Below are 24,390 nucleotides of genomic sequence, written 5' to 3'. Positions count from 1 at the left end.
TCGATTTCAAGCGCGCGGTTCAGGTATCGAAGGTCATTGTCCCGTAACCGCTAGGGCTGTAGGAGAGGTAGATCGGCTCCTGTAGGAAGGGTGCGATCCCGGTGTTGAAGTTGCCCCCCAGGAAGCTCGATACGACGGCCGTCTGTTGCGCCCCGACCGTCGTCGTGTACAGCAGCGTCGTCCCGTCGGGGGTGTAGACGGAAATGGTGGTACCCGCGGGCAGGTATCCGCCGGAGTTCGGGGGGTTGAGATTGTCCGGGACGGATCCGTAGAGGCCGCCCGAATCGATGAACGCGCCCGAAGTCGATTGGAGGGCACCATTGTTGATGCGTATGTCCAGGGTGGTGGAGGGGGCCCCGGTAACCGAGGCGGTGGCGGGCAACGGGTTTGCACCGAACTCCATTATTCCCTGGGGTTCGTCGATCAGCACGCCCTGACCGAAACTGCCGGGCAAGGCCGTCACGGGGCTGCTGCCGAGCGGCCCGGCGGGATTGACCCCGACGCCCAGGACGGCCGGTACTTGCGAAGCCGGAACGGAACTCGAAAAGACAAAGGCGATGGTCCGGGTCGCGGAGGTGGCCACGGCAACGGTGGTCGGCTGGGTGACGATTCCGTTTCCGAAATTCACCGTCGTCGTATAGGTGTTGTAGTTCACCGTCAAGGTATTGCCGGGTTCGCCGTATACGACGCTGCCGAAGCCGGTGGGCGTGCCGAGGGTCCCCGTATTCACGTCTTGGGGCGGGAGAATGAGACCCCGCGAGCCGGTGTCGACGATGACGGACGCCGTCGGTCCCCCGCCCACCGAGAGGTTCGCGATGATGTCGTTGTTTTGCACTGTGATGGGAACCGTTGCCAGGCCGGGAGCGCCGGTGGCCCCGGGCGCGCCCAACAAGCTGCCAGGGCCGCCGGCGCCGCCGAGCGCCGCGGGGCCGCCGGTCCCGCCGTTGCCGCCGTTGCCGAGGAACAGGCCCGCGGGCCCACCGGCGCCACCGGGCGCTCCGATGGCGGTGCTGTTGCCGCCGTTGCCGCCGTTGCCGACCAAGAATCCGCCCGGACCGCCGGGGGTGCCCACCCCCTGGGCGTTCGTTACGCCGTTGGCGCCGTTACCGATCAGTGGGCGCCCGAACAGCGTGTCGGTCGGCGCATTGATCAGGCCCAGCACGTCTTGCTGAAGGGTCTCCAGCGGCGATGCGTTGGCCGCCTCGGCGGCCGCGTAGGCGCCCGCACCCGCGTTGAGGGTCTGCACCAGCTGGGCGTGAAACGCGGCGGCTTGGGCGCTCAGCGCCTGATAAGACGCGGCGTAGGAAGAAAACGCCGCCGCGATGGCCGTCGAAACCTCGTCGCCGGCCGCCGCGAGCAGACCCGTCGTGGGTGCCGCCGTCGCGGCGTGGGCCGCGCTGATCGCCGACTCGATACTCGCCAAACTTGTTGTCGCATCAGACATTACTTCGGGAACCGCCAACAAGAACGACATCCGACCCCCCAGCAGATGGCACGTGAAGCGGCCGCGGCCCGGCTACAGCGACAAGCGGATATTAACGCGTCTACCTGGCGAAAGTGGTTGTTTTCAGCGGGGATTCGGCCGCGGGAAGGTCAGGAGGTTGTGGGCTGCATGGTGCGCAAGCGTTTCAGCGTTAGTCGCGCGGCGTGCGCCGAGATGGCCGGCGAGAGGCGGTCTAAGTACCAAAACGCCTTCCACCACGCCGGCACGATGATGATCGCGTCGTTTCGCGACATGGCCCGAAGGACGCGCTCGGCGAACTTCTCGGGCGCCATGGGCCGCATCGGCTCCCAAAACTTGAGCAGCGCCTCGTCGCTGGCGCCGGTCTTGGTCATCCGTCCGTAGGTGCCGCCGGTGAGGATCGGGGTCTTGATCGCGCCGGGACACAGCACCGACACCTTGACGCCGTGGTGCTCGGCCTCCACCCGCAGCGCCCGCGAGATCGCGACGACGGCGTGCTTGGCGGCGGTGTAGCTCACCGCGCCGGGGGAGGGGAGGAGGCCGGCCATCGAGGCCGTGTTCACGATGTGGCCCGAGCGTTGGCGGATCATGATCGGGTAAACCGCTTGGATGCCGTGCACCACGCCGTGCAGGTTCACGTCGAGGACGTCGTTCCAGTCGTCGAGCGTGTACGAGTCGACCTCGCCGCCCACCCCGATGCCGGCGTTGTTGAACAGGTAGTCGACGCGCCCGGATTGCTCCGCCACGGCGGCCACGGCGCGCTCGAACGCCGGGTAGTCGCGCACGTCGAGCTCGATCGCGTGCGCCTTGCGGCCACCGCCGCTAAGCCGCTGCGCCAGTTCCTGGGCCGCGTCGAGCTGGCGATCGGCGATCCAGACTTCGGCGCCGCCGTCGACCAGCTTGGTGGCCAGCGCGGCGCCGATGCCCGACGCGCCGCCGGTGACGAGTGCGACCTTGCCGGTGAAGCTCACGCTTCGCCGAGTTCCCCGCGCAGGCCGGCGGCGAACTTTTGCGTCTCCTCCCAGGTGGGCAGGAGGCCGGCGGCGCGCACTTCCTCGAAGCTGGGCGCCACGGCGTCGCGGGCGGACAGCGTGGGAGTGGCGCCGTCGACCAGCGGCCAGTCGATCGCCAGCGTCGGATCCATGGCAGAGATGGTGTGCTCGCGTTGCGCGTTGTATTCCGACGAGCACAGGTACATGATCGTCGAATTGTCTTCCAGCGCAAGGAATCCGTGCCCGAGGCCCTCGGAGATGTAGATCGTCCGGCGGTCCTGGTCGTCGAGCAGGACCGAGTCCCATTGCCCGAAAGTCGGTGACCCGACGCGGGTGTCGACGACGACGTCGAAGATCGAACCGGATGCGCAGGTCACATACTTGGCCTGGCTCGGCGGCACCTGCGCGAAATGCACGCCACGCAGCACGCCGGCCGAGGACACCGAGCAGTTGGCCTGCCGGACGTTCAGGCGGTGACCGGCGAAAGCGGTGAAGTCGCGGTCCGTGAGCCATTCGAAGAAATAGCCGCGGGAGTCACCGTGAATCGTGGGGGTGATTTCCCAGGCGCCGGGGACTTTCAGCTCGCGAACTTTCATGTCACTGACCTCGTTCTTCGTAGCGGCCCTCGGTGGCTTCCTTGAGGGGCCGCCACCACGACTCGTTCGCGCGGTACCACTCGATGGTGGCGCGCAGGCCCTCCTCAAAGTTGGCATGCTTTGGCGTCCAACCCAATTCGTTGTACAGCGTCGTCGGGTCGATCGCGTACCGCAGGTCGTGGCCGACGCGGTCGGTGACGTGGTCGAAGTCGTCGGGATCGTGGTCCAGCGCCTGCAGGATCGCGCGCATGACCGTCAGGTTGTCGCGCTCGCCCTCGGCGGCGATGAGGTAGGTCCGGCCGTTCTCACCCTTTTCCAGGATTCGCCGGACCGCGCTGTTGTGGTCCTCGACGTGGATCCAGTCCCGAACGTTGGCGCCCGCGCCGTACAGCTTGGGGCGGCGACCGGTGAGCACGTTGGTGATCTGGCGCGGGATGAACTTTTCGACGTGCTGATACGGACCGTAGTTGTTCGAGCAGTTCGAGATCGTCGCGCGCACGCCGTAGGACCGCACCCAGGCCCGGACCAGCAGGTCGCTGGCGGCCTTGGTCGCCGAGTACGGGCTCGACGGGTTGTAGGGCGTCGACTCGGTGAACCGGCTGGGCTCGTCGAGCTCCAGATCGCCGTAGACCTCGTCGGTGGAGACGTGGTGCAGCCGGACACCGTGCCGCCGCACCGCCTGCAGGATCGCGAAGGTCCCGACCACGTTGGTCTGCAGGGTCGTCCACGGGTCTTCCAGGGAGTTGTCCACGTGGGTCTCGGCGGCGAAGTGCACGACCGCGTCGGACTCGGCGACCAGCGCGGCGACCAGCGCGGCGTCGGCGATGTCGCCCTTCACCACCGTGATGGAGTCCTCGACGTCGGCCAGCGACTCGCGCCGCCCGGCATAGGTGAAGGCGTCGAGCACCGTCACGGAATCCTCGGGGTGCTCGCGCACCGTGCTGTGCACGAAATTCGCGCCGATGAATCCGGCGCCCCCGGTGACCAGCAATCGCATGGTCACACACCCTAACCGAGCCAGGTGATCAGTTTGGGGCAGTTAGCCCTAATGGCCCCGCCAGCTCGCTCAACGCCGAAAGCAACGCCTCGTCGTTCGCCGTCCCTAGCACCTGGATCGCCACGTGGTCCGCGCCGGCCTCGCAATGTTCACCGAGGCGCCGCGCGATGGCCTCCGGGGCGCCGTGGGCCACCACCGCGTCGATCAGCCTGTCGCTGCCGGGCCTGCGCACGTCGTCCTGGGTGAATCCGAGCCGCAGCCAGTTGTTCACGTAGTTGGAGAGCCCCAGGTAGCGGTCGGCCGTTTGCCGGCCGATCGCGCGGGCCTCGTCGGCGTCGGTGGTCAGCACCACCTTGTGCTCGGGCGCCAGGAACACCGAGTGGCCCAGTTGCTCGCGCGCCTTGGCCGTGTGTTCCGGCGTGGTCAGGTACGGGTGCGCGCCGGCGCTGCGTTCCGCGGCCAGCCGCAGCACGCGCGGCCCGAGCGCCGCGAGCACCCGCCGGCTGGTCGGCACCATCGCGGCGTCGAGAGCGTCGAGGTAGTCGACCAGGGCGTCGTAGGGCTTGGCGTAATGCTCGGTGCGCTCCCGGTGGCCCACCCCGACGCCGAGCAGGAACCGCCCCGGGTGGGCGCTTTCGATGCGCGCGTAGGAGTCGGCGACCGCCGGCGCGGGCGCGGACCAGATGTTGACGATCCCGGTCGCCAGCTGCAGCGAGCTAGTCCGCGCCAGGGCCGGCTCGACCCAGGCCAGCTCGGCGTCCGGCGAGCCGCCGATCCACACGGCGCCGTAGCCGAGCGCTTCGATCCCGGCGGCCAGGTCGGGCGAGATCGAGCGGGTGGCCAGCCACACGCCGAACCGCCCCAGGTCGGGTTTCAGTGCAACTGCCCCGGTCATGCGCGTCCCCCTCGCGTCCGCTAGCTCAGTCCGAGCGGCCCCGCCAATTCGGCCAGCGCTGAGACCAGGTTTTCATCCTTGGTGAGCACCTGCACCGGCACGTGGTCCGCGCCCGCGTCGAGGTGCTGTTTCAGCCGCGCGGCGATCTGCTCCGGCGTGCCATAGGCCACCACCGAGTCGACCAGGCGGTCGCTGCCGGGGCGGGTGACTTCCTCCTCGGAAAAGCCAAGCCGCTTCCAGCTGTTGCGGTAATTGGCCAGGTTGAAGTAGATGTCGAGCGCCCTGCGGCCGACGGCGCGGGCCTGCTCCGCGTCGGTGGTGAGCACCACCTTGTGTTCGGGCGCCAGGAACGCCGACGGGCCGATCAGTTGGCGAGCCTGCGCGGTGTGCTCGGGGGTGGTCAGGTACGGGTGCGCGCCGGCGGTGCGTTCGGCCGACAGCCTCAGCACCCGGGGACCCAGGGCCGCCACCACCCGCCGGTCCGCGGGCACGCCGTGTTCGTCGAGCTGCTCGAGATAGCTGACCAGGGCGTCGTAGGGCTTTTGGTACTCGCTGATGGCCTCCCGGTGTCCGACGCCGATGCCCAGCAGGAAGCGGCCGGGGTAGGCCGCCTCGATGCGGTGGAACGACTCGGCCACAGGCCCGGCGGCCGCCGTCCAGATGTTGACGATGCCGGTGGCCACCTGCAGGGTGCTCGTCGCCTCGAGGATGGGTTCGACCCAGGCCAGTTCGGCCGGCGGGGAACCGCCCACCCATACCGCCCCGTAACCCAGGGATTCGATTTCTTTGGCTTGCTGGGGCGTCACGCCGCGTCCGAACGATCCGAACCGGCCGAGGTTGGGTTTGGTCATGGTCGTTCCCAACCGGGCGGGTGATGCGGCTATTCCGGGAGATCCGGATCCGCCGCCGGCGGCGCGTCCAGCGGCAGCAGCACGATGAAGCGCGTGTCGCCCGGTACGGATTCCACGCGCAGATCGCCCCGATGGTTCTTCACGACGATGTTGAACGCCAGATCCAGCCCGAGGCCGGTGCCTTCCCCGAACGGTTTGGTGGTGAAGAACGGTTCGAAGATGCGCTCGCGCACGTCGTCGGGGATCCCCGGCCCGGTGTCGCAGATCTCGATCCGGGCCATGTTGCCCTGCCGGCCGGTGCGGATGGTCAGGGTGCCGCCCTCATCGCGCATCGCGGCGAGCGCGTTGTCGATGATGTTGGTCCACACCTGGTTGAGATCGCCTGGGTAGCAAGGGATTTGGGGAAGCGATTTGTCAAATTCCTTGACCACCTGGACTTTGGCGTCGGCGCTCGAATGCGGGCCCAACCGGTCGGCGAACATCACCAGCGTGCTGCGCAGCAGTTCGTGGATGTCGGCCACCTGGAAGGGGGCGCGGTCCATCTGCGAATACTGCTTGGCGTCGGCGACCAGCGCCGAGATCCGTTTGCTCGCCTCCAGGATCTGGTTGAGCAGCAGTTCGCCCTCGACGGTGTAGGTCAGCCAGCGGATGGCCTTCTCCAGCGAGGTCGACGAACCGAGCTCTTCGGTAGCCGCGGCGATGCGTTCCAGCCAATCGGTGTCGATGCCGCCCTCGACGAACGTCGGGGCGATGTCCCAACCGTCCTCGACGCCATGGTCTTCCAGCCAATCGCCGACGGCGTCCTCCAGGTCGGCCGTCTCGATCGCGGTCATGTTCACCGAGGCCGACTTCGCCACCTGGGCCGCGACCTCTTCTTGCAGCCGCACCAGCGCCTGCAACGCCTCGGGGGTGACGGTGCCGTCGGCGAGCATGGCGAGCTTCTGGCGCATGCCGGCGACCCGCTGCCGCAGCTCGGCGGCCGCGCGGACGGTGGCGGCGGCCGGGTTGTTCAGCTGGTGGGTCAGCCCGGCGGACAGCTGGCCGAGCGCGAGCAGTTTCTCCCGGTTGTCGATGATGCGGCGGGTGCGCTCGAGGCCGACCGCCATCCCGTCGAGCAGGTGGACCGCCATCGGGAACTGGTCCTGCATGAAGCGGGCGAACGCGGGCGCGTCGAGCACGAAGAACCGGGACGGCTTGGTGACGTACACGCTCGCGTCGTAGCTCTGCTGCGCCAGGTTGCCGGTGAAGGCCCGCCAGGCGCCCGCATACACCCCGCGCTGGGAGGTCCGATTCGTCTCGATCTCCTGGCCGCCCGAGAGCTTCGACATCGCCAGCTCGCCCTCGATCAGGACGTACAGGCAGGTGGCCGGTTCGCCCTCGACGCAGATCGGGCCGGGTTGGTAGGTCTCAATGTGCCCGCTGGCGCACAACGCTTCGAGCTGCTCGTCGGAGAGGGCCTCGAAGAGGAACAGGCTGCGCAGCTCGCCGGGCTGACAGGGTGTTTCGGTCATGATTCGGCGAGGTAGCGATGCACCAGCATCACCGCCATCGATCCCTCGCCGACGGCGGCGGCGACGCGCTTGGCGGACTCGGCCCGGACGTCCCCGGTGGCGAACACGCCGGGGACGCTGGTCTCCAGGTGGTGCGGCGGCCGGTCCAGCGTCCAGCCGCACACGTTGCGCAGGTCCGGTCCGGTGAGGACGAAGCCGTGGTCGTCGCGGGCGACCACCCCGTCCAGCCATTCGGTGCGCGGCGCCGCCCCGATGAAGATGAACATCCGCGCGCAGGTGACGTCCTGGGTGTCCCCGGTCCTGTTGTCGACCAGGGTCAGCCGTTGCAGGTGGTCGTCCCCGACGGCGCGGCGCACCTCGGTGCACGTCCGCACGGTGATGTTGGGTCGCTGCCCGATCTGCTGGATCAGGTAGTACGACATCGAGGCCTCGAGCGACGGCCCGCGCACCACGATCGTCACCGACTTGGCCTCGCGGGAGAGGTACATCGCCGCCTGCCCGGCGGAGTTGGCGCCGCCGACGACGTAGACCTCCTCGCCCGCGCACTCGGAGGCGACGGAGACGGCCGCCCCGTAGTAGACGCCGCGGCCGGTCAGCTCGCCGCAGCCCTCGGCCGGCAGCTGGCGATACGCGACGCCGGTGGCCAGGATGACCGCGTGCGCGTCGATGGAGCCGCCGTCGGCGAACCGCACGGTGCGCTTGGAACCGTTCACCTCCAGCGCCGTCGCGGTGCGAGCGGTGATCAGTTCCGCGCCGAACTTCTCGGCCTGCCGGCGCGCGCGGTCGGCCAGCTGGCCCCCCGAGACCCCGTCGGGGAAGCCGAGGTAGTTCTCGATGCGTGAGCTCTGGCCGGCCTGGCCGCCCGTCGCGGTGCGTTCGATCAGCACCGTGCGCAGCCCCTCGGACGCGCCGTAAACGGCGGCGGCCAGGCCCGCCGGTCCGCCGCCGACGACGATCAGGTCGTAGAACTCCTGCGACGGGGTGGTGGTCAGGCCCAGGGTGTCGGCCAGCTGCGCGTCGGTCGGTTCGACGAGGGTGTCGCCGCGCTCGGTGACGACGACCGGAAGGCGCAGGCAATCCGCGCCGGCGGCCTTGAGCAGCCGCTCGCCGTCGGGGTCGTCGGCCATGAACCACGAGTAGTGCAGCCCGTTGCGGGCCAGGAAGTCACGAACCTGCCACGACCGCTCCGACCAGCGGTGCCCGATCACCTTGGTGTGCGGGATGGCGTGTTCCGGGGCGGCCCGCCAGGCGTCCAGCAGCCCGTCGATGACGGGGTAGAACTTCTCCTGCGGCGGGTCCCACGGTTTGAGCAGGTAGTGGTCCAGGTCGACGACGTTGATCGCGTCGATGGCGGCGTGGGTGTCGGCGTAGGCGGTGAGCAGCACCCGTCGCGCGGCCGGATACAGGTCCATCGCCTGTTCGAGGAATTCGATGCCGCTCATCTGCGGCATCCGGTAGTCGGCGATGAGCACCGCGACGGTCTCGCCGCGCAGCTTGAGCTCCTTGAGCGTCTCCAGGGCGTCGAGGCCCGATTCGGCCCGCACGATCCGGTGCCGGTCGCCGTAGTGGCGACGCAGGTCGCGGGCGACCGCGCGGGAGACCGAGGGATCGTCGTCGACGGTCAGCAGGACGGGTTTGCGGGACTCTGCGGTAAGGTTTGCGGGGCTGCTCATCGCCGTCAAGTATGCCCTCGTCAGGCGTGGTTCGGCAGGTCGTGAAGGCGGGGCCGATTTCTCCGGCAGCGATTTTGGGTAAGGCCCGTTACCAGGTATCATTGACCAACGGTGCGGTTTCCGCGCCGACTTTTTGTGTGCCCAGTCCCTAGGAATTTCCTGTCACCGGCTCACGTTCGAAGTCGGTGTATAGCTCGCGCCGACGCGGGCGCTAAAGCGAACGAAACGAATGACGAGGATTTCTGACAAGTATGGCCAAGAAGGACGGCGCCATCGAGGTCGAGGGCCGCGTGGTCGAGCCCCTGCCCAATGCGATGTTCCGCATTGAGCTGGAGAACGGCCACAAGGTGCTCGCCCACATCAGCGGCAAGATGCGGCAGCACTACATCCGCATCCTGCCCGAGGACCGGGTGGTGGTGGAGTTGTCTCCCTACGACCTGTCCCGGGGCCGCATCGTGTACCGGTACAAGTAACCAACGAACAGACGAGAACAGGATCGAAAAGCCGTGAAGGTCAACCCCAGCGTGAAGCCGATTTGCGACAAGTGCAGGGTGATCCGTCGGCATGGGCGGGTCATGGTGATCTGCTCGGATCCGCGCCACAAGCAGCGCCAGGGTTAGCGGCGATCGCTGACTCAAAACAACTAAATGATGACCTCCCAGCACCACTGAGCGAATACGTCGCTCATCCACGCCCGGACGGAGGCCGGGCCCCGCCTCAAACCTTGAAGCGGGAACGGGCTGGGATCAGACCTCCGCCTGGAAAAAGAGGAAACGCCACCTATGGCTCGACTAGTAGGCGTCGATCTCCCGCGCGACAAGCGGATGGAGATTGCGCTGACGTACATCTTCGGCGTCGGCCGTACCCGCGCCAACGAAATTTTGGCCGCCACCGGCATCGACAAGGACCTGCGCACCCGGGACCTCACCGATGACCAGGTGACCCACCTGCGTGACTACATCGAGGCCAACCTCAAGGTCGAGGGTGACCTGCGCCGCGAGGTGCAGGCCGACATCCGCCGCAAGATCGAGATCGGCTGCTACCAGGGCCTGCGGCACCGCCGCGGCCTGCCGGTGCGCGGCCAGCGCACCAAGACCAATGCGCGTACCCGCAAGGGCCCCAAGCGCACCATCGCAGGCAAGAAGAAGGCCAGGTAACCGGATGCCACCGAAGAAGGCAAGCGGCTCGGCCCCCAAGAAGGGGCAGCACAAGACCCGCAAGCGGGAAAAGAAGAATATTCCGCACGGCGCCGCGCACATCAAGAGCACGTTCAATAACACGATCGTGACGATCACCGACCCGCAGGGCAACGTCATCGCCTGGGCGTCGTCGGGTCACGTCGGCTTCAAGGGCTCGCGCAAGTCGACGCCGTTCGCGGCGCAGCTGGCCGCCGAGAACGCGGCGCGCAAGGCGCAGGAGCACGGCGTGCGCAAGGTCGACGTGTTCGTGAAGGGCCCGGGCTCGGGCCGCGAGACCGCGATCCGGTCGCTGCAGGCCGCCGGCCTGGAGGTGGGCGCGATCTCCGACGTCACCCCGCAGCCGCACAACGGATGCCGTCCGCCGAAGCGCAGAAGGGTCTAGGACACAATCATGGCTCGTTACACCGGACCCATCACCCGCAAGTCGCGCCGGCTGCGCACCGACCTCGTCGGTGGCGACCAGGCCTTCGAGAAGCGTCCCTACCCGCCCGGCCAGCACGGCCGCGCGCGGATCAAGGAGAGCGAGTACCTGCTGCAGCTGCAGGAGAAGCAGAAGGCCCGCTTCACCTACGGCGTGATGGAAAAGCAGTTCCGCCGCTACTACGAAGAGGCCGTGCGGCAGCCCGGCAAGACCGGTGAGGAACTGCTGCGCATCCTCGAGAGCCGGCTGGACAACGTCGTCTACCGCGCCGGGCTGGCGCGCACCCGACGGATGGCCCGCCAGCTGGTGAGCCACGGCCACTTCTCGGTGAACGGCGTGAAGGTCGACGTTCCCAGCTACCGGGTGTCGCAGTACGACATCATCGAGGTGCGGGACGGCTCGCTGAACACGGTGCCGTTCCAGATCGCGCGGGAGACCGCGGGCGACCGCCCGATCCCGAGCTGGCTGCAGGTCGTGGGGGAGCGCCAGCGCATCCTCATCCACCAGCTGCCCGAGCGCGCGCAGATCGATGTGCCGCTGACCGAGCAGCTGATCGTCGAGTACTACTCGAAGTAACGGACTTTCGGGCCGGCCGGCCCGAAAACCTTAGCCGGCATCAAATAGCGGGTGCCGAGAAGGAGAAGAAGAAACACCATGCTGATCTCACAGCGACCCACCCTGTCCGAGGAAGTCGTCACCGACACCCGGTCCCAGTTCGTCATCGAGCCGCTGGAGCCCGGATTCGGTTACACCCTGGGCAATTCGCTGCGGCGCACGCTGCTGTCGTCGATTCCCGGCGCGGCCGTCACCAGCATCCGCATCGACGGCGTGCTGCACGAGTTCACCACCGTGCCCGGCGTCAAGGAAGACGTCACCGACATCATCCTGAACCTCAAGGGCCTGGTCGTGTCCTCCGAGGAGGACGAGCCGGTCACCATGTACCTGCGCAAGCAGGGCCCTGGCGAGGTCACCGCGGGTGACATCGTGCCGCCCGCCGGTGTGACGGTGCACAACCCCGCCATGCACATCGCGACGCTGAACGACAAGGGCAAGCTCGAGGTCGAGCTCGTCGTCGAGCGCGGCCGCGGCTACGTGCCGGCCGTGCAGAACCGGGCGTCGGGCGCCGAAATCGGCCGCATCCCGGTCGATTCCATCTACTCGCCGGTGCTCAAGGTCACCTACAAGGTGGACGCCACCCGTGTCGAGCAGCGCACCGACTTCGACAAGCTGATCCTGGACGTGGAGACCAAGAGTTCGATCACCCCCCGTGACGCGCTGGCGTCGGCGGGTAAGACGCTGGTCGAATTGTTCGGCCTGGCACGCGAACTCAACGTCGAGGCCGAGGGCATCGAGATCGGGCCGTCGCCGGCCGAGGCCGACCACATCGCCTCGTTCGCGCTGCCGATCGACGACCTGGACCTGACCGTGCGGTCCTACAACTGCCTCAAGCGCGAGGGTGTGCACACCGTCGGCGAGCTGGTCAGCCGCACCGAGTCCGACCTGCTCGACATCCGCAACTTCGGCCAGAAGTCCATCGACGAGGTGAAGGTCAAGCTGCACCAGCTCGGCCTGTCGCTCAAGGACAGCCCTGCCACCTTCGACCCGTCGGAGGTCGCCGGCTACGACGTCGCCACCGGCACCTGGTCCACCGAGGCCGCCTACGACGACCAGGACTACGCGGAAACCGAACAGCTTTAATTACAAGTCCGTCCCGGCCCTACCTGATACGGGGGTCGGCCCCACTTAGGAGATAGTGCAATGCCCAAGCCCACCAAGGGCCCTCGCCTCGGCGGGTCGTCTTCGCACCAGAAGGCACTGTTGGCCAACCTGGCCACGTCGCTGTTCGAGCACGGCCGGATCAAGACGACCGAGCCCAAGGCTCGTGCGCTGCGGCCGTACGCGGAGAAGCTGATCACGCACGCCAAGAAGGGCACGCTGCACAACCGTCGTGAGGTGATGAAGAAGATCCGCGACAAGGACGTGGTGCACGCGCTGTTCGCGGAGATCGGGCCGTTCTTCGCCGACCGCAACGGCGGCTACACCCGCATCATCAAGGTCGAGGCGCGCAAGGGCGACAACGCCCCGATGGCCGTGATCGAGCTGGTCCGGGAGAAGACGGTGACGTCGGAGGCCGACCGGGCGCGCCGCGTGCAGGCGTCCAAGAAGGCGGCACCCGTGGCCGCGGCGGCGGCGCCGCAGGCCGCCGTCGAGCCCGAGGAGGCCGTCGGCCCGACGGCCGACGAGGTCACCGAGCCGGCCGAGACCGAGGCGACGGAGACCGAGCCGGCTGACGAGGCCACGGAGGCCGAGGCCGCCGCCGAGGAGAAGCATGACGAGGCCGTGGCCGCGCGGGCCGAGGCCGAGGCCGCCGAGGCGAACGACGAGGCTGACGAGAGTTAGCGACCCGGATTTTCAGGTCCGTCTGCGGCTCGACATCGCCTACGACGGAACGGAATTCGCCGGATGGGCAACCCAGGCCGGGCAGCGGACCGTCGCCGGCGTCCTCGACGAGGCGCTGACGACGGTTTTCCGCACTCCGGTGCGGCTGCGCGCGGCCGGGCGCACCGACACGGGAGTCCATGCCTCCGCGCAGGTCGCGCACGTCGATGTGCCTGCCGACGCGTTGCCGAACGCCTACCCGCGCTCCCCACACGCAGGCGAGGCGGAATTCCTGCCGTTGGTGCGCCGGCTCGGCCGGTTCCTGCCCGCCGATGTCCGGGTGCTCGAAATCGCCCGCGCCCCGGACGGTTTCGACGCCCGGTTCTCGGCGCTGCGCCGCCATTATGCGTACCGGCTGTCGACGGCGGCCTACGGCGTGGAGCCGCAGCAGGCACGCTACGTCACCGCCTGGCCGCGTGACCTCGACGTCGAGGCGATGGCCTCGGCCTCGCGAGACCTGCTGGGGCTGCACGACTTCGCGGCATTCTGCCGGCAGCGGGAGAACGCCACCACCATCCGCGACCTGCAGCGGCTGAACTGGTCGCGCGACGGCGACCTGATCACCGCGCACGTCACCGCCGACGCGTTCTGCTGGTCGATGGTGCGCTCGCTGATCGGCGCGCTGCTGGCCGTCGGCGAGCACCGCCGCCCGACCTCATGGTGCCGCGATCTGCTGTCCGCCACCGAGCGGTCCAGCGACTTCGCCGCCGCGCCGGCGCACGGGCTGACGCTGATCGGCGTCGACTACCCGCCCGACGACGAACTGGCCACGCGGATCCTGATCACGCGGGACTTGCGCACGCCAGGCTAAACGCGGCTGGCGACGAAACTCGCGGCCTGGTTGGTCAATCCGGGCACGTAGCTCAGGTGCGCGCTCCACTTGTTGCCGTTGGAGCAGATCGGGTCGCCGGTGTTGCACAGGTCGATGGTCTTGCCGTCGAAGTTCGGGGTGATCGCGCTCATCAGCCCGCCCGCCCGGGCCGATGGGTTGCCGAACAGGGCGACGGCGGCGACGTGATCGGCGGCCTTGGCGGGCAACGGGTCACGGAAGCCGAACCCGGCCAGCGGTGCCGCGGTGACGATGTCGATGACGGCCGCGCCCTGGGAGTACCCCCCGAGCACCATCTTGGTGTTGGGGCAGTTGCCGGCCATCTGCTGGATGTGGTTGCTGGCGTCGTTCGCGCCGTCCGCGGCGGCCAGGAAGTCCTTGTTGGCCGGATAGTTAACCGCGTACGAGCCAACGCTTTTGCGGGTGTTCTGGCGCAGCGAGGACACGAACGCCTGGCCCACCTTCCCGACGCCCGGCGGCTCGTCGGTGCCTCGGGCGAACACCACCTCGACGTCGGGGCACGCCGCCGAGGCCAGCGGCAACAGCTTAGGGACGACGAAAACCGCGACCGCCGCAAGGAATGCGACGGTCAGCCCCAAGCGGATAAGCCTCACACGACGAGGCTACGGGCCCAAAATCAAGCCCCGATAACGATTTAGACAAGCGGCGCTTGAGGATTCGGCGTATCCGGGGTGTTGGGCGTGACGGGCGCGTTCGGCGACGGCACGGTTCCGGGAACCGACGGGCCGGGGACCGACGGGACGGAGCCCGGGGTCTGCGGCCCGTAGCCCGGCGTCTGCGGGTAGGACCCGGCCATCAGCTTGGACGCGACGAAAGACGCGGCTTGCGTGGTGTACAGGGGGACGTAGCCCTCGGTGTGACCGCTCCACTCGTTGCCCTGGCCCGCGTGGCAGATCGGATCCTCCGGGTTGCACAGGTCGATCGCCTTGGAGCCCAGCAGGGCGCTCGCGACGGGAAGCGATCCGCCGGCGCGGTCGGCCACGTCGCCGAAGGTGGCGACGGCCGCGATGTTCTTGGCGTACTCCGGCGGCAGCGAGTTGCCCCAGTTGATGCCGCCGATCGGGACGCCGGCGACGATGTCCATCACCGAGGCGCCTTGCGAGTAGCCGCCCAGCACGATCTTGACGTTCGGGCACTTCGCCACCGCCGCCTTGACGCGGTTGATCGTGTCGTTGGCGCCGTCGCCGCCGTGCAGCTGCAGCTTGCTGGCCGCGTAGTTCACCCCGTAGGTGTCATACGTCAGGCCGGGGGTGTCCTGTTTCAACGCGTCGACGAACGCGTCGCCGACGCGGCCCATGCCGGGCGGCTCGTTGGTGCCGCGGGCGAAGATGACCTCGACGTTCGGGCAGTCATCGGCGGACGCGACCGGCATGGCGGGTGGGGACATGAGCAGGCCGGCGGTGGTGAGCACTGCGGAAACCCCCGGGCCTACCCAGCGAATTAAACGGTGGGAAGACACGCCGAAATATTACCCGTAAGCAGCGAAGCCCGAAAATTCGCCGGCCTGTGGATAACCGGCGGCGCCGCCGTCTACCTGCGGCTTAACTGGAGTCGGGAGACGGATTCCACAAATTTGCCGAGGGTATTTTGGACCGTTCGCAGGTGCGCCGGCCGGCCACGTGGGTGCAAATCAGCGCTCACCGATTTCTGCTGCGCCGCCTCGAGCGCGCATTGCTGGGCCGGGATATTCACGCCGCGAACGGGCCGCTGCCGGCGCCGCTCGTGGTCGGGTGCGCGGTGGCGGCCGTCGCCCTGCTGGGCTGCGCATTGCCGGGGGCGCTGCGGCCGCATGTGGATCTCGGTCGGGCCCAGATCGTGATGGGCCAACAATCCGGGGCGCTGTACGTCCGAGTGGGCGATACCTGGCATCCGGTGCTGAACCTGGCGTCGGCCCGGTTGATCGCGGCGGCGCCCGCCAACCCGCAGCCTGTGCCCGAGTCCGATCTGACCCGCACCAAACGCGGTCCCCTGCTTGGCATTCCGGGCGCGCCGCAGTTCCTCGGTGAGCCGTTGTCGGCGGACGAATCGGCCTGGACGGTCTGCGATGCCGAGGAGAGCGGTGCGGCGACGGTCGTCGTCGGGCCCACCGGCCCGGCGGTCCACCGCCTGGCTCCCGACCAAGGGCTCCTGGTGGCGCCCCCCGCGGGCTCGCCGGCCTATCTGCTCTACAACGGGCAGCGAGCCGTGGTCGACCTCGCCGACACCGCGGTCGTGCGTGCGCTCCGGCTGGAGGGCCGCCCGCCGCGGCGCGTGTCGCAATCGTTGTTGAACGCCGTGCCCGAGGTGCCGCCGATCAGCGCACCACGGGTCCGCGACGCGGGAGGCGCGGTGGCCGGGCTGCCCGGCATTCCGGTCGGCAGCGTGCTGCGCATCACCCGCGGCGACGGCGACGAGTACTACGTCGTCTTGACCGGCGGGGTCCAGCGCATCGGTCGCGTGGCCGCCGATCTCCTGCGTTTCAGCGATTCGCGTGGCACCGCCAACGCCGTCCCGGTGGCCCCCGATGCGATCCGCGCCGCGGGAATCGTGAACACGCTGCCGCTGGCCGGCTTTCCGGAGCTGGCGCCGGCGTTGGCCGCGGGCAGCACCGTGTGCGTCACGTCGAAGCGCGAGCCATCGGGGAGTTACGAGGTCGTTTTCCTGGCGGGGAGCGGACTGCCGGTGCCGGCCGGTCGGGCTCCCGTGACCTTGTCCGGGGCCGACGGTCGCGGTCCCGCGCTCGATGCGGCCTATCTACCGCCCGGCCGGAGCGCCTACGTCCGGGACGACAACCGAAGCAGCACAAGATATCTCGTCACCGACACCGGGGTGCGGTTCGCGATCCACGACGACGCCGCGGCACACGATCTGGGTCTGCCGGCACCGATTCCGGCGCCGTGGCCGATGCTGGCGGCCCTGCCGCCCGGACCCGAGTTGAGCAGGCGCAACGCGTCAGTCGCACGGGACGCGGTGGCGGGAAGCCCATAACCGGGCGGCCGCGAGCGTTCCCGCCAGCGCGAGCAGGCAGATGGCCGCGCCGCGCAGCGCGGTATCCCGCGCGTGCGCATCCGGCGGCCTCGGTGGCGGCGGCGCGGTGACGGGTACGGGCGCCGGTGTCGGCTTGGAGGTCGTCGTGGGCGGAGTGGCGTCGGTGCTGACCGCGGCCGGCGCGTCGACGGTGCCGTTTCCGACGAGCGGATTCCACCCGGCGGGCGGGTGGTGCGCGGTCGAGGTGATGCGCCCCATCACCTGGCGCGCGGTCAATGCGGGGAATCGGGCACGGATCAGGGCCGCCAGCCCACTGACCAGGGGTGCGGCATAACTGGTGCCCGAAACCGGTTCCGAACCGAGCGCGGCCACTCCCTCGCCGGTGGCCGCGACGTCCACCCACGGTCCCGCGAGCGTGAACGGGGACGGCGTCCCCTCGGCGTCGACTGAACCAACGGTGAGCACATAGTCGTCGTACCAAGCCGGACTGGCGATGACCGTGGCCGTCTCCCACGTCGCGTCCGGTCCCTGCGGCGGACACGGCCCCGCGCCGCCGGTGTTGCCCGCCGCGGCCACCACGACCGCATTCTTGACGTCGACCGCGTACGCGAGGGCGGCGCCCAGCGCACGGTCGTCGAGGGGCGAGGCGACCGGAACGCACGCGACGGACGAAATGTTGATCACCGATGCGCCGAGATCGGCGGCCGTCCGGATGGCTTTCGCCATGGTATCGACGTCGCCCACCCCGCCGCGGGAACGGTCACCGGCGGGAACGAACTTCGCGCTGGACTGCCGGATGCCGATCAACGTGGCCTCCGGCGCCACCCCGCCGAGGATGGCGGCCACCAGGGTGCCGTGCGCGTCGCAATCCTGGGTGCCGTCACCGGTGAACACGTAGTCGCCCCCGGGCACCACGTCGGGCAGCCGCGGATGCCGCGAGACGCCGGTGTCGATCACCGCGACCCGCTGTCCCGCGCCGCGGGTCAGCTGCCAGACCCTGGGCAGGTCGACGAGATCCGGCGGCCGGTCCGGCCGTGCGGCCGAATCCACCGTGATCGTCGCGCAGACTTCGCGCTGCACGCTCGGTGACGGCGGCGCGGGCAGCGCCGGCTTGGGCAGCCACTTGTCCTCCACTTCCGGCGGCGAAACCGCTTGCGCCCAGGGCATTCCGAGCTGGCACGCCGACGCAAGCGCCGAAGCGACCAGTAGGCGCGTGACGCGTGACGCGTTCACCGGAAGCTCAATCCGCGAACCGCGGTGTACAGCCCGCACACCCATGAGGTCACGGGCACCAGCGCGACCAGCGCCAGGCACTCCAGCACCTCGACGCCGCGGCGCAGTAGGGGCGAGACCGATATCGTGGGAGCGACGAAGCCCAGGTAGATCGCCGCGGCGGCCAACGTGGCCGTCATCGCGGCCAGCCATGATCCACTCCTCAGCATGCTCAGCGCAACGACGCCGAAAGTCGCTGCCACGATTGCGATTCCGCAGCCGAGGAACACGAGCGTCCTCCTCCCGTCATCCGAACGTGCGCGCAGCATCAGCAATGCGCCGGTGAGCGCACCAAAGGTGATGCAGCACAGCCGCGGTGCGCCGGCGAGCACGGTGACGATGGCGCCCGCGGCGGCCACGGACACCAAGGCGGCAAGCAAACCGGCCAACCAGTTGTCCGCGCGGATCGCCCTGGCGCCCACGTCCGGCGCGGGTGACCGCTGGGGTGACAGGCCGGCCAGCGTGATCGACAGCCGCGGCGCCACGCCCAGCAGGCCGAGGGATGCCAACGCGGATACCGAGCCGATCGCGCGCAGCGGTGCGGCGGTGAGCAGGCCGGCCAGCGCGGCCAGGGCGACGATCGTCGCGACGCACGCGACCGCGGCCAACGGGACGGCACCGCAACCCGATAGACGCGACGCCAGCACCGAGGCCGCCGCCGTCGCCGTGGCGGCCAGCACCACGTTTGCCGGACCGGGGCCGCCGGGCACCGCCAGAAATCCTGCGACCCCGGCGAATACGGCGGCGATCACGTTCAGCGCGAGCCCGGCGATCGCGTCCCCATACGCGCGGTGCGCGACCGCCGCGACGAGCAGGGCCAGCAGGCCGGCCGATGCCGCCACGCCCACGGCGGCGCCGGTGGCGTTGGCGCTGAATGCGTTCCGGATGAGAGCCAACGCACCGATGCCCGACAAACAGCCCGCCGCGACGGCGCTCGCGACTCGCGTCGCTTCCCGGCGCCGGGCGGGGGGCCAGGTTCGGCCCGCGGCGTCGAGCGTGGCCGACACGGCCTCGGCCACGTCGTCGTAGTGGGGAGGGGCCGGCGGGGTCGAGGATTCGGTCAGAACCAGGACCGTGCCGTCTCGGATACCGTTCTGCGCCAACGTCGCCGACGTGATCAAGGGCGCCGCACCCGGGCACGACAGCTGGTAGCGTCGCGCCTCCAGCTCCCCGGAGACCTCGATACCGTGGCCGTCGAGGATGTCGACGATCGACGGAATCAGGACGGCGACGGGCACGCCCGAGGGCAGGGACAGGTCCGTGACGGCCGTGCCGGCATGTATTGACACGCGGCGCAGTCCCGGGTCGGATCCAGGCAACGGTGACCCCTTCAGTCGGATTACCGGAACCGTAGCCAGTGTTCGATCCTTCGATATCCGGCTATCCACAGGTGAGTTGCAGCGGATTTCGGCGCTGCCTACCGTCGCCAACCGGTAGGAGGGCCGGGATGACTCAGTGTTTCGTGCCCGCGGTTCGCCGGCCGGCGCCGGCGGTCGCGGCCGTGGACATCGCCGTTGATGCGCCGCCCGGCCTGCCTGCGGCGGGACCGCCCAGGTTGCTCCCGGTCATGCTGTCGCTCGCGACCCTCGCCGTCATGGCCGCCGCCTTCCTCTCGGGATCGGCCGCCGCGCGCAATCCCATGTTTGTGGCGTTGCCGGTGATGACTCTGCTTTCACTGGCGGTGACGGCGACCGGCGGGCGAGGCCAGCGGCGGGGCCGCCGCCTCGACGACGACCGGGTCAACTACCTCGCATACCTGAGCGGGCTCCGCGCGACGGTCACCGAAATAGCTACAGCACAGCGGGTTTCACTCAACCGGAGCCAGCCGGCCCCCGACACGCTGTGGACGTTGATCGGCGGACCACGGATGTGGGAGCGGCGAGCGCCCGACCCCGACTTCTGCCGTATCCGTGTCGGGGTCGGCACCCAGCGTCTTGCAGCACGCTTGGTGGCGCCGGAGCCGTCGCCGCACGAGCCTACCGACCCGGTCACAGCGGCGGCCTTGCGTCGCTTCGTGAGCGCACATTCGCTCGTCGTGGGCGCGCCCATCACGGTCGATCTGAGTGGCCCCGGGAGGGTGACGATAGACGGCGATGCGGCCGCGGTGCGCGGCCTGCTGCGCGCGATGATCTGCCAGCTGGCTGTTCTACACGGTCCCGATCACCTGCTGGTCGCGGGGGTGGTCGGCGATCGGAACCATGGCGACTGGGATTGGTTGAAATGGTTGCCGCACAACCAACATCCGAGTGCCGCCGATGCGGTGGGCTCGGCGCGCATGGTGTATCAAAGCGTGGCGGAGGCTCGGCAAGCACTCGCCGGCGTGGCGGGGCCGCACCTGATCGTTCTCGCCGACTCGGGTGAGGGGGCTGCACCCACCGGCGCCACCATCCTGGCGGTCGGTGCCTGCGCCGACGGCGCGCCGGTGATGATCAGCGGGCCCGGCGAGCCTCAACCGCCGCCGTGTCACGACCGAATGGAATTGGTGGACGCGCTGACGTGTGCCCGCCGGCTCGCCGGGTACCGGGCCGCGCCGGCCGGACCCGACCCGATCAGGTCGTGGCGCGGCGAGAACCATCGCGATCGACTGTGTGTGCGGATCGGGACCACGGTCGACGGCGCGCCGCTGCATCTGGACATCAAAGAGGCCGCGGAAGAAGGGATGGGTCCGCACGGGCTCTGCGTGGGCGCCACCGGGTCGGGCAAGTCGGAGTTGTTGCGCACCATCGCGCTGGGGCTGGCGGCGCAAAACCCTCCCGAGGTGCTCAACCTGCTGCTCGTCGACTTCAAGGGAGGCGCAACGTTTCTCGACTTGGCGCGGGCGCCTCACGTGGCCGCCGTCGTCACCAACCTCGCCGACGAGGCCCCGCTGGTCGCGCGCATGCGCGACGCACTGGCCGGCGAGATAGACCGTCGGCAACGGCTGCTGCGACGGGCGAACTGTGCCGGCGTCGCGGCCTACGAACACGCGCGCCGGGCCGGCACGCGATCGATCCCGTTGCCGACTCTGCTGATCATCGTCGACGAGTTCTCCGAAATGCTCAGCCAGCATCCCGAGTTCGCCGACATGTTCGTCGCGATTGGGCGGCTGGGGCGGTCGCTGGGCATGCACCTGCTGCTGGCCAGCCAGCGGCTCGAAGAGGGCCGACTGCGGGGACTGGAAGCCCATTTGTCCTACCGGATCTGCCTGAAGACCCTGTCCACGACCGAATCGCGGGCGGCGCTGGGAACGCTTGACGCCTACCAACTGCCCAACACCCCCGGCGCGGGCTACCTCCGCGCGGGCAGCGGCGAGCCGATCCGTTTTCAGGCCGCGTACGTTTCGGGACCGCTGCCGGCGGACAGGCCGGCCGAGGAGTTGACGGTGCGGGTCTTCAGCGCGCGGCCGGCCCGCCCGGTCACCCGACCCGACGCGGGCGCATCGCCGAGCCGGACGGTTCTGCAAGCGGTCCTCGACGGGCTCGCCGGACAGGGGCCGCCCGCACACCAGGTCTGGCTGCCCCCGCTGGACGCGGCGCCCGCGCTGGACACCTTGCTCCGCGACACGGTGCCGGCGCCGGACGGGCTGAGCGTGCCCATCGGGATCGTCGACCGCCCGCTCGAGCAATGCCGCACGCCCCTGATGGTCGAATTGTCAGGAGCCGCAGGCAATGTCGCCGTCGTCGGCGCGCCCCGATCGGGCAAATCGACCGGGCTACGCACCCTCGTCACGGCCCTGGCGGCGGCTTACGATCCGGCGCGGGTTCGGTTCTACTGCCTGGATTTCGGCGGCGGAGCGCTCGGGGCGCTGCGCGCCTTGCCGCACGTGGGCGCGGTCGCCGGCCGGACCGAGCCGGATCTGGTGCGACGAATGATCGCCGAGATGGAGTCCATGGTGCGATCCCGGGAGGAGCAGCGCGCCGGACCATCCGCCGAGGTGTTCCTCGTCGTCGACGGCTGGGCAAGCCTGCGGCACGAGTTCGAGGAAATCGAGATGTCTGTCACTACCCTGGCGGCTCAAGGACTTTCGTTCGGCGTGCACGTCGTGCTGTCGGCGACGCGGTGGGCCGAGATCAGGCCGGCGCTCAAGGACCAGATCGGCACCCGCATCGAATTGCGCCTCGGCGACCCGGCCGATTCCGAGATCGACCGCAGGCGCGCGCACGATGTGCCGCCCGACAGGCCGGGTCGCGGTCTTTCCCGCGACGGGCTGCACATGCTGATCGCGCTGCCCACCGATCGCATCTGTCATGGCGAATCGGTCGCACCGCCGATACCGCTGCTGCCCACGCGTGTCGACCGCGATGCTCTCGTCAGTCGGGCGGGGGCGTGGGTCGTGCTCGGCCTGGAAGAGTGCCGACTGCGGCCGGTCCCAATCGATTTCGGGCGGCACGCACACCTGCTGGTCCTCGGGGACAACGAGTGCGGCAAGACCGCCACGCTGCGGACGCTGTGTCGTGAGATCGTCCGGACGAATGCCGCCGGCGAAGCCCAGCTGTTCATCGTCGACTTTCGGCGCTCGCTGTTGGGCGTCGTCGAGTCGGAACACCTTGGCGGCTACGCCGTGTCTTCGTCCGCGCTGAACGGCTTGCTCCCGGATCTGCTCGACCTCCTGACGACGCGGATGCCTTCGTCGGACGTGAGCCAGGCGCAGTTGCGGACCCGGTCCTGGTGGTCCGGGCCGGACATCTACGTCATCGTCGACGATTACGACCTGGTCGCCAACCCGGGCGGGAACCCACTCGAGGCGCTCGTCGAATACTTGCCGTACGCGAGGGATGTGGGCCTGCACCTGGTCGTGGCCCGGCGCAGCGGCGGCGCCGAGCGCGCATTGTTCGAGCCGCTGCTGGCGGGCCTGCGGGACCTCGGGTGCTTGACGCTGATGATGAGTGGGCGCCCGGGCGAGGGCGCACCCTGGGGTTCCCGTCGCTCGGTGCGGTTGCCGCCCGGCCGTGGCGTCCTGATCACTCGTCCTGGTGACGAACAGCTCGTTCAGGTGGCCTGGAGCCCGCCCCCGTGAATCGGCACCGCGCGCTCATCGAGGCCGGGCCCGGCACGATCCGCCGATTGTGCTGTGGCACAAGCGGAGCCGCTGACGACGACATGTCCGAGATCATCAGAGAAGCACTGGCCGCGATCGACGACCGGGTGGCGCTGGTGGGTGGCCGCCCCGTCACCGTCGCCTCGCTCTGGCGTGCGGCCCTGCGGTCGGTGAAATGCGAGCAGTGCGACGGCCTGGTCGTCCTGCATCCCTCCTGGTGGCCATCGGCCCGAGTCGCCGTGGTGAGCGGGGCCGCCAGGACCCTGTCCGACGACATGGTGGCGCGACGCCGGTCGTGGTTGTTGGCGCAGGCATCCGACCGAGAGTCGGTGACCGTGGAGATCGCCGAGCGGCTGGCGGTGGTCACCGGGGCCGAGGTGGTTGCGATACCCCTTGGGGCGGAACCGCATTCCGCTGCCGAGGAGGCCGCATCCGTCATCACGGGGATGACGCACCAGACGTCGGCGACCGTTGTCATCGACGCGCCCGGGACGGTCGCCGGGGCGCCGGCGCTCGGGGCGTCGATCGCCCGGGCGCTGCATCGTGGTGGCCGGGCGGCGGTGGAGATCGGTGACGCTCAGCTGGCCTTGCTGGCCCAGGCGGCGCTTCCGGCCGTGGGGGACCCGACCTGGCCGCGCGTCGCCGCCGAGGGCGACCCGCCCCGATCCCACGCGCGGATGATAGGTGCGCTCGCCGGGGCCACCGTCGCGCTGACGGCATTTCCAGCGGCGATCGCGGCCGTGGCCCCCGCGGGCCGTCATGGCGTGGCGCCCCCCGTCGCGGCGCAGACGGCGCCGACAACGTTCTTGGTTGAGGGCCGCGTGGCGCTGACGGTGCCCGCGAACTGGTCCGCGCAGCGCGTGGTCACCGGGCCCGGGTCCGCGCGGGTTCAGGTGACCTCGCCGTCGGATCCGGAAGTGGCGTTGCACGTCACGCAGTCGCCGGTGGTCGGCGAGACGCTGAGCGGCGCCGCCGAGCGGTTGAAACGCGCGATCGACGCGGAGCCGGCCGGGGTATTCATCGACTTCAATCCCGCCGGGGTAAGCGGCGGCCGGCCCGCGGTGACCTATCGCGAATTGCGCCCCGCCCACCAGGTGCGGTGGACGGTGCTGCTGGACGGGCCGGTCCGGATCAGCGTGGGGTGCCAGAGCCGCCGCGGCGCTGAGGAGGCGGTACGTGACGCCTGCGAGGAGGCGGTGCGATCCGCCCACGCGATCGGATGAGGCGGAACCAAACCGAAGCCGGCGC

At 69.5% G+C, this 24,390-nt stretch carries 23 protein-coding genes; 11 read left to right on the top strand and 12 right to left on the bottom strand.

All coding sequences use genetic code 11. From position 1 onward, the window contains the following. Positions 1–19: 19 nt before the first annotated feature. The 8 genes from AC5Y5E_RS03985 to AC5Y5E_RS03950 all read right to left on the bottom strand — a co-directional run bounded on the left by AC5Y5E_RS03985 (position 20) and on the right by AC5Y5E_RS03950 (position 8,977). Positions 20–1,474 carry a PecA family PE domain-processing aspartic protease gene (locus AC5Y5E_RS03985; protein WP_499901649.1) on the bottom strand — a complete coding sequence of 485 codons (1,455 nt, stop codon included), beginning with the start codon at positions 1,472–1,474 and terminating at the stop codon, positions 20–22. Between the two features lie 119 nt (positions 1,475–1,593). Beyond that, positions 1,594–2,433, bottom strand: a complete 840-nt coding sequence (locus AC5Y5E_RS03980; protein ID WP_499901648.1) for an SDR family NAD(P)-dependent oxidoreductase — start codon at positions 2,431–2,433, stop codon at positions 1,594–1,596. Continuing rightward, complete coding sequence (rfbC, locus tag AC5Y5E_RS03975) at positions 2,430–3,050, bottom strand: dTDP-4-dehydrorhamnose 3,5-epimerase (RefSeq protein WP_499901647.1); 621 nt, start codon at positions 3,048–3,050, stop codon at positions 2,430–2,432. Before rfbC ends, AC5Y5E_RS03980 begins: the two co-directional genes overlap by 4 nt. Position 3,051: 1 nt before the next feature. Next, positions 3,052–4,047: a dTDP-glucose 4,6-dehydratase gene (rfbB, locus tag AC5Y5E_RS03970; RefSeq protein WP_499901646.1), complete on the bottom strand. Its 996-nt coding sequence runs from the start codon at positions 4,045–4,047 to the stop codon at positions 3,052–3,054. Positions 4,048–4,075: 28 nt separating this feature from the next. Continuing rightward, the gene (locus AC5Y5E_RS03965; RefSeq protein ID WP_499901645.1) at positions 4,076–4,942 is read right to left on the bottom strand and encodes an LLM class F420-dependent oxidoreductase; all 867 of its coding nucleotides are present in this window, start codon (positions 4,940–4,942) and stop codon (positions 4,076–4,078) included. Positions 4,943–4,962: 20 nt separating this feature from the next. After that, complete coding sequence (locus AC5Y5E_RS03960) at positions 4,963–5,793, bottom strand: LLM class F420-dependent oxidoreductase (RefSeq protein WP_499901644.1); 831 nt, start codon at positions 5,791–5,793, stop codon at positions 4,963–4,965. 29 nt (positions 5,794–5,822) lie between these two features. Beyond that, entirely contained in the window at positions 5,823–7,304 is a 1,482-nt protein-coding gene (locus AC5Y5E_RS03955; protein ID WP_499901643.1) for an ATP-binding protein, read from the bottom strand. Beyond that, complete coding sequence (locus AC5Y5E_RS03950) at positions 7,301–8,977, bottom strand: NAD(P)/FAD-dependent oxidoreductase (protein ID WP_499901642.1); 1,677 nt, start codon at positions 8,975–8,977, stop codon at positions 7,301–7,303. Before AC5Y5E_RS03950 ends, AC5Y5E_RS03955 begins: the two co-directional genes overlap by 4 nt. A 251-nt stretch (positions 8,978–9,228) precedes the next feature. Between AC5Y5E_RS03950 and infA the strand changes: the two genes are divergently transcribed. From infA to truA, 8 genes are all read left to right on the top strand, one after another. Next, positions 9,229–9,450 carry a translation initiation factor IF-1 gene (gene infA, locus AC5Y5E_RS03945; RefSeq protein WP_003418601.1) on the top strand — a complete coding sequence of 74 codons (222 nt, stop codon included), beginning with the start codon at positions 9,229–9,231 and terminating at the stop codon, positions 9,448–9,450. Positions 9,451–9,483: 33 nt separating this feature from the next. Beyond that, the gene (gene rpmJ, locus AC5Y5E_RS03940) at positions 9,484–9,597 is read left to right on the top strand and encodes a 50S ribosomal protein L36 (protein WP_003879483.1); all 114 of its coding nucleotides are present in this window, start codon (positions 9,484–9,486) and stop codon (positions 9,595–9,597) included. A gap of 162 nt (positions 9,598–9,759) precedes the next feature. After that, positions 9,760–10,134 carry a 30S ribosomal protein S13 gene (gene rpsM / locus AC5Y5E_RS03935; protein WP_066907568.1) on the top strand — a complete coding sequence of 125 codons (375 nt, stop codon included), beginning with the start codon at positions 9,760–9,762 and terminating at the stop codon, positions 10,132–10,134. A 4-nt stretch (positions 10,135–10,138) separates the two neighbouring features. Beyond that, positions 10,139–10,558 carry a 30S ribosomal protein S11 gene (gene rpsK / locus AC5Y5E_RS03930; protein ID WP_067873528.1) on the top strand — a complete coding sequence of 140 codons (420 nt, stop codon included), beginning with the start codon at positions 10,139–10,141 and terminating at the stop codon, positions 10,556–10,558. 9 nt (positions 10,559–10,567) lie between these two features. Further along, positions 10,568–11,173 (top strand): 30S ribosomal protein S4, encoded by a 606-nt coding sequence (gene rpsD / locus AC5Y5E_RS03925; RefSeq protein WP_066933864.1) that lies wholly within the window; start codon positions 10,568–10,570, stop codon positions 11,171–11,173. A 78-nt stretch (positions 11,174–11,251) separates the two neighbouring features. After that, positions 11,252–12,295, top strand: a complete 1,044-nt coding sequence (locus AC5Y5E_RS03920; RefSeq protein WP_067006072.1) for a DNA-directed RNA polymerase subunit alpha — start codon at positions 11,252–11,254, stop codon at positions 12,293–12,295. Positions 12,296–12,355: 60 nt separating this feature from the next. Beyond that, complete coding sequence (gene rplQ, locus AC5Y5E_RS03915) at positions 12,356–12,997, top strand: 50S ribosomal protein L17 (protein ID WP_499901641.1); 642 nt, start codon at positions 12,356–12,358, stop codon at positions 12,995–12,997. Beyond that, positions 12,927–13,847, top strand: a complete 921-nt coding sequence (truA, locus tag AC5Y5E_RS03910) for a tRNA pseudouridine(38-40) synthase TruA (protein ID WP_499901640.1) — start codon at positions 12,927–12,929, stop codon at positions 13,845–13,847. Before rplQ ends, truA begins: the two co-directional genes overlap by 71 nt. On the opposite strand, the gene AC5Y5E_RS03905 is transcribed toward truA, so the two are convergent. After that, the gene (locus AC5Y5E_RS03905) at positions 13,844–14,464 is read right to left on the bottom strand and encodes a cutinase family protein (RefSeq protein WP_499901873.1); all 621 of its coding nucleotides are present in this window, start codon (positions 14,462–14,464) and stop codon (positions 13,844–13,846) included. The two genes, truA and AC5Y5E_RS03905, sit on opposite strands and share 4 nt — an antisense overlap. A gap of 56 nt (positions 14,465–14,520) precedes the next feature. Beyond that, positions 14,521–15,345, bottom strand: a complete 825-nt coding sequence (locus AC5Y5E_RS03900) for a cutinase family protein (protein ID WP_499901639.1) — start codon at positions 15,343–15,345, stop codon at positions 14,521–14,523. Between the two features lie 143 nt (positions 15,346–15,488). Here AC5Y5E_RS03900 and eccB point away from each other — a divergent pair, with 143 nt between their 5' ends. Then, positions 15,489–16,853 (top strand): type VII secretion protein EccB, encoded by a 1,365-nt coding sequence (eccB, locus tag AC5Y5E_RS03895; protein ID WP_499901638.1) that lies wholly within the window; start codon positions 15,489–15,491, stop codon positions 16,851–16,853. On the opposite strand, the gene mycP is transcribed toward eccB, so the two are convergent. Together mycP and eccD are read right to left on the bottom strand one after the other, a co-directional pair. Further along, a complete protein-coding gene (mycP, locus tag AC5Y5E_RS03890) occupies positions 16,818–18,086 on the bottom strand; it encodes a type VII secretion-associated serine protease mycosin (protein ID WP_499901637.1) in 1,269 nt (422 codons plus the stop codon). The two genes, eccB and mycP, sit on opposite strands and share 36 nt — an antisense overlap. Then, on the bottom strand, positions 18,083–19,444 hold the full coding sequence (gene eccD, locus AC5Y5E_RS03885) for a type VII secretion integral membrane protein EccD (protein ID WP_499901636.1): 1,362 nt from the start codon (positions 19,442–19,444) through the stop codon (positions 18,083–18,085). The genes mycP and eccD overlap by 4 nt, the downstream gene beginning before the upstream one ends. Positions 19,445–19,572: 128 nt before the next feature. Between eccD and eccCb the strand changes: the two genes are divergently transcribed. Together eccCb and AC5Y5E_RS03875 are read left to right on the top strand one after the other, a co-directional pair. Continuing rightward, positions 19,573–23,121 carry a type VII secretion protein EccCb gene (gene eccCb, locus AC5Y5E_RS03880; protein ID WP_499901635.1) on the top strand — a complete coding sequence of 1,183 codons (3,549 nt, stop codon included), beginning with the start codon at positions 19,573–19,575 and terminating at the stop codon, positions 23,119–23,121. Continuing rightward, positions 23,118–24,365 (top strand): type VII secretion-associated protein, encoded by a 1,248-nt coding sequence (locus AC5Y5E_RS03875; protein WP_499901634.1) that lies wholly within the window; start codon positions 23,118–23,120, stop codon positions 24,363–24,365. Before eccCb ends, AC5Y5E_RS03875 begins: the two co-directional genes overlap by 4 nt. Positions 24,366–24,390: the final 25 nt, after the last annotated feature.

The organism is Mycobacterium sp. NGS54 (assembly GCF_059812465.1).
Note: the sequence above shows the minus strand (reverse complement) of the source record. Positions and strands in the feature narration are given on the sequence as shown.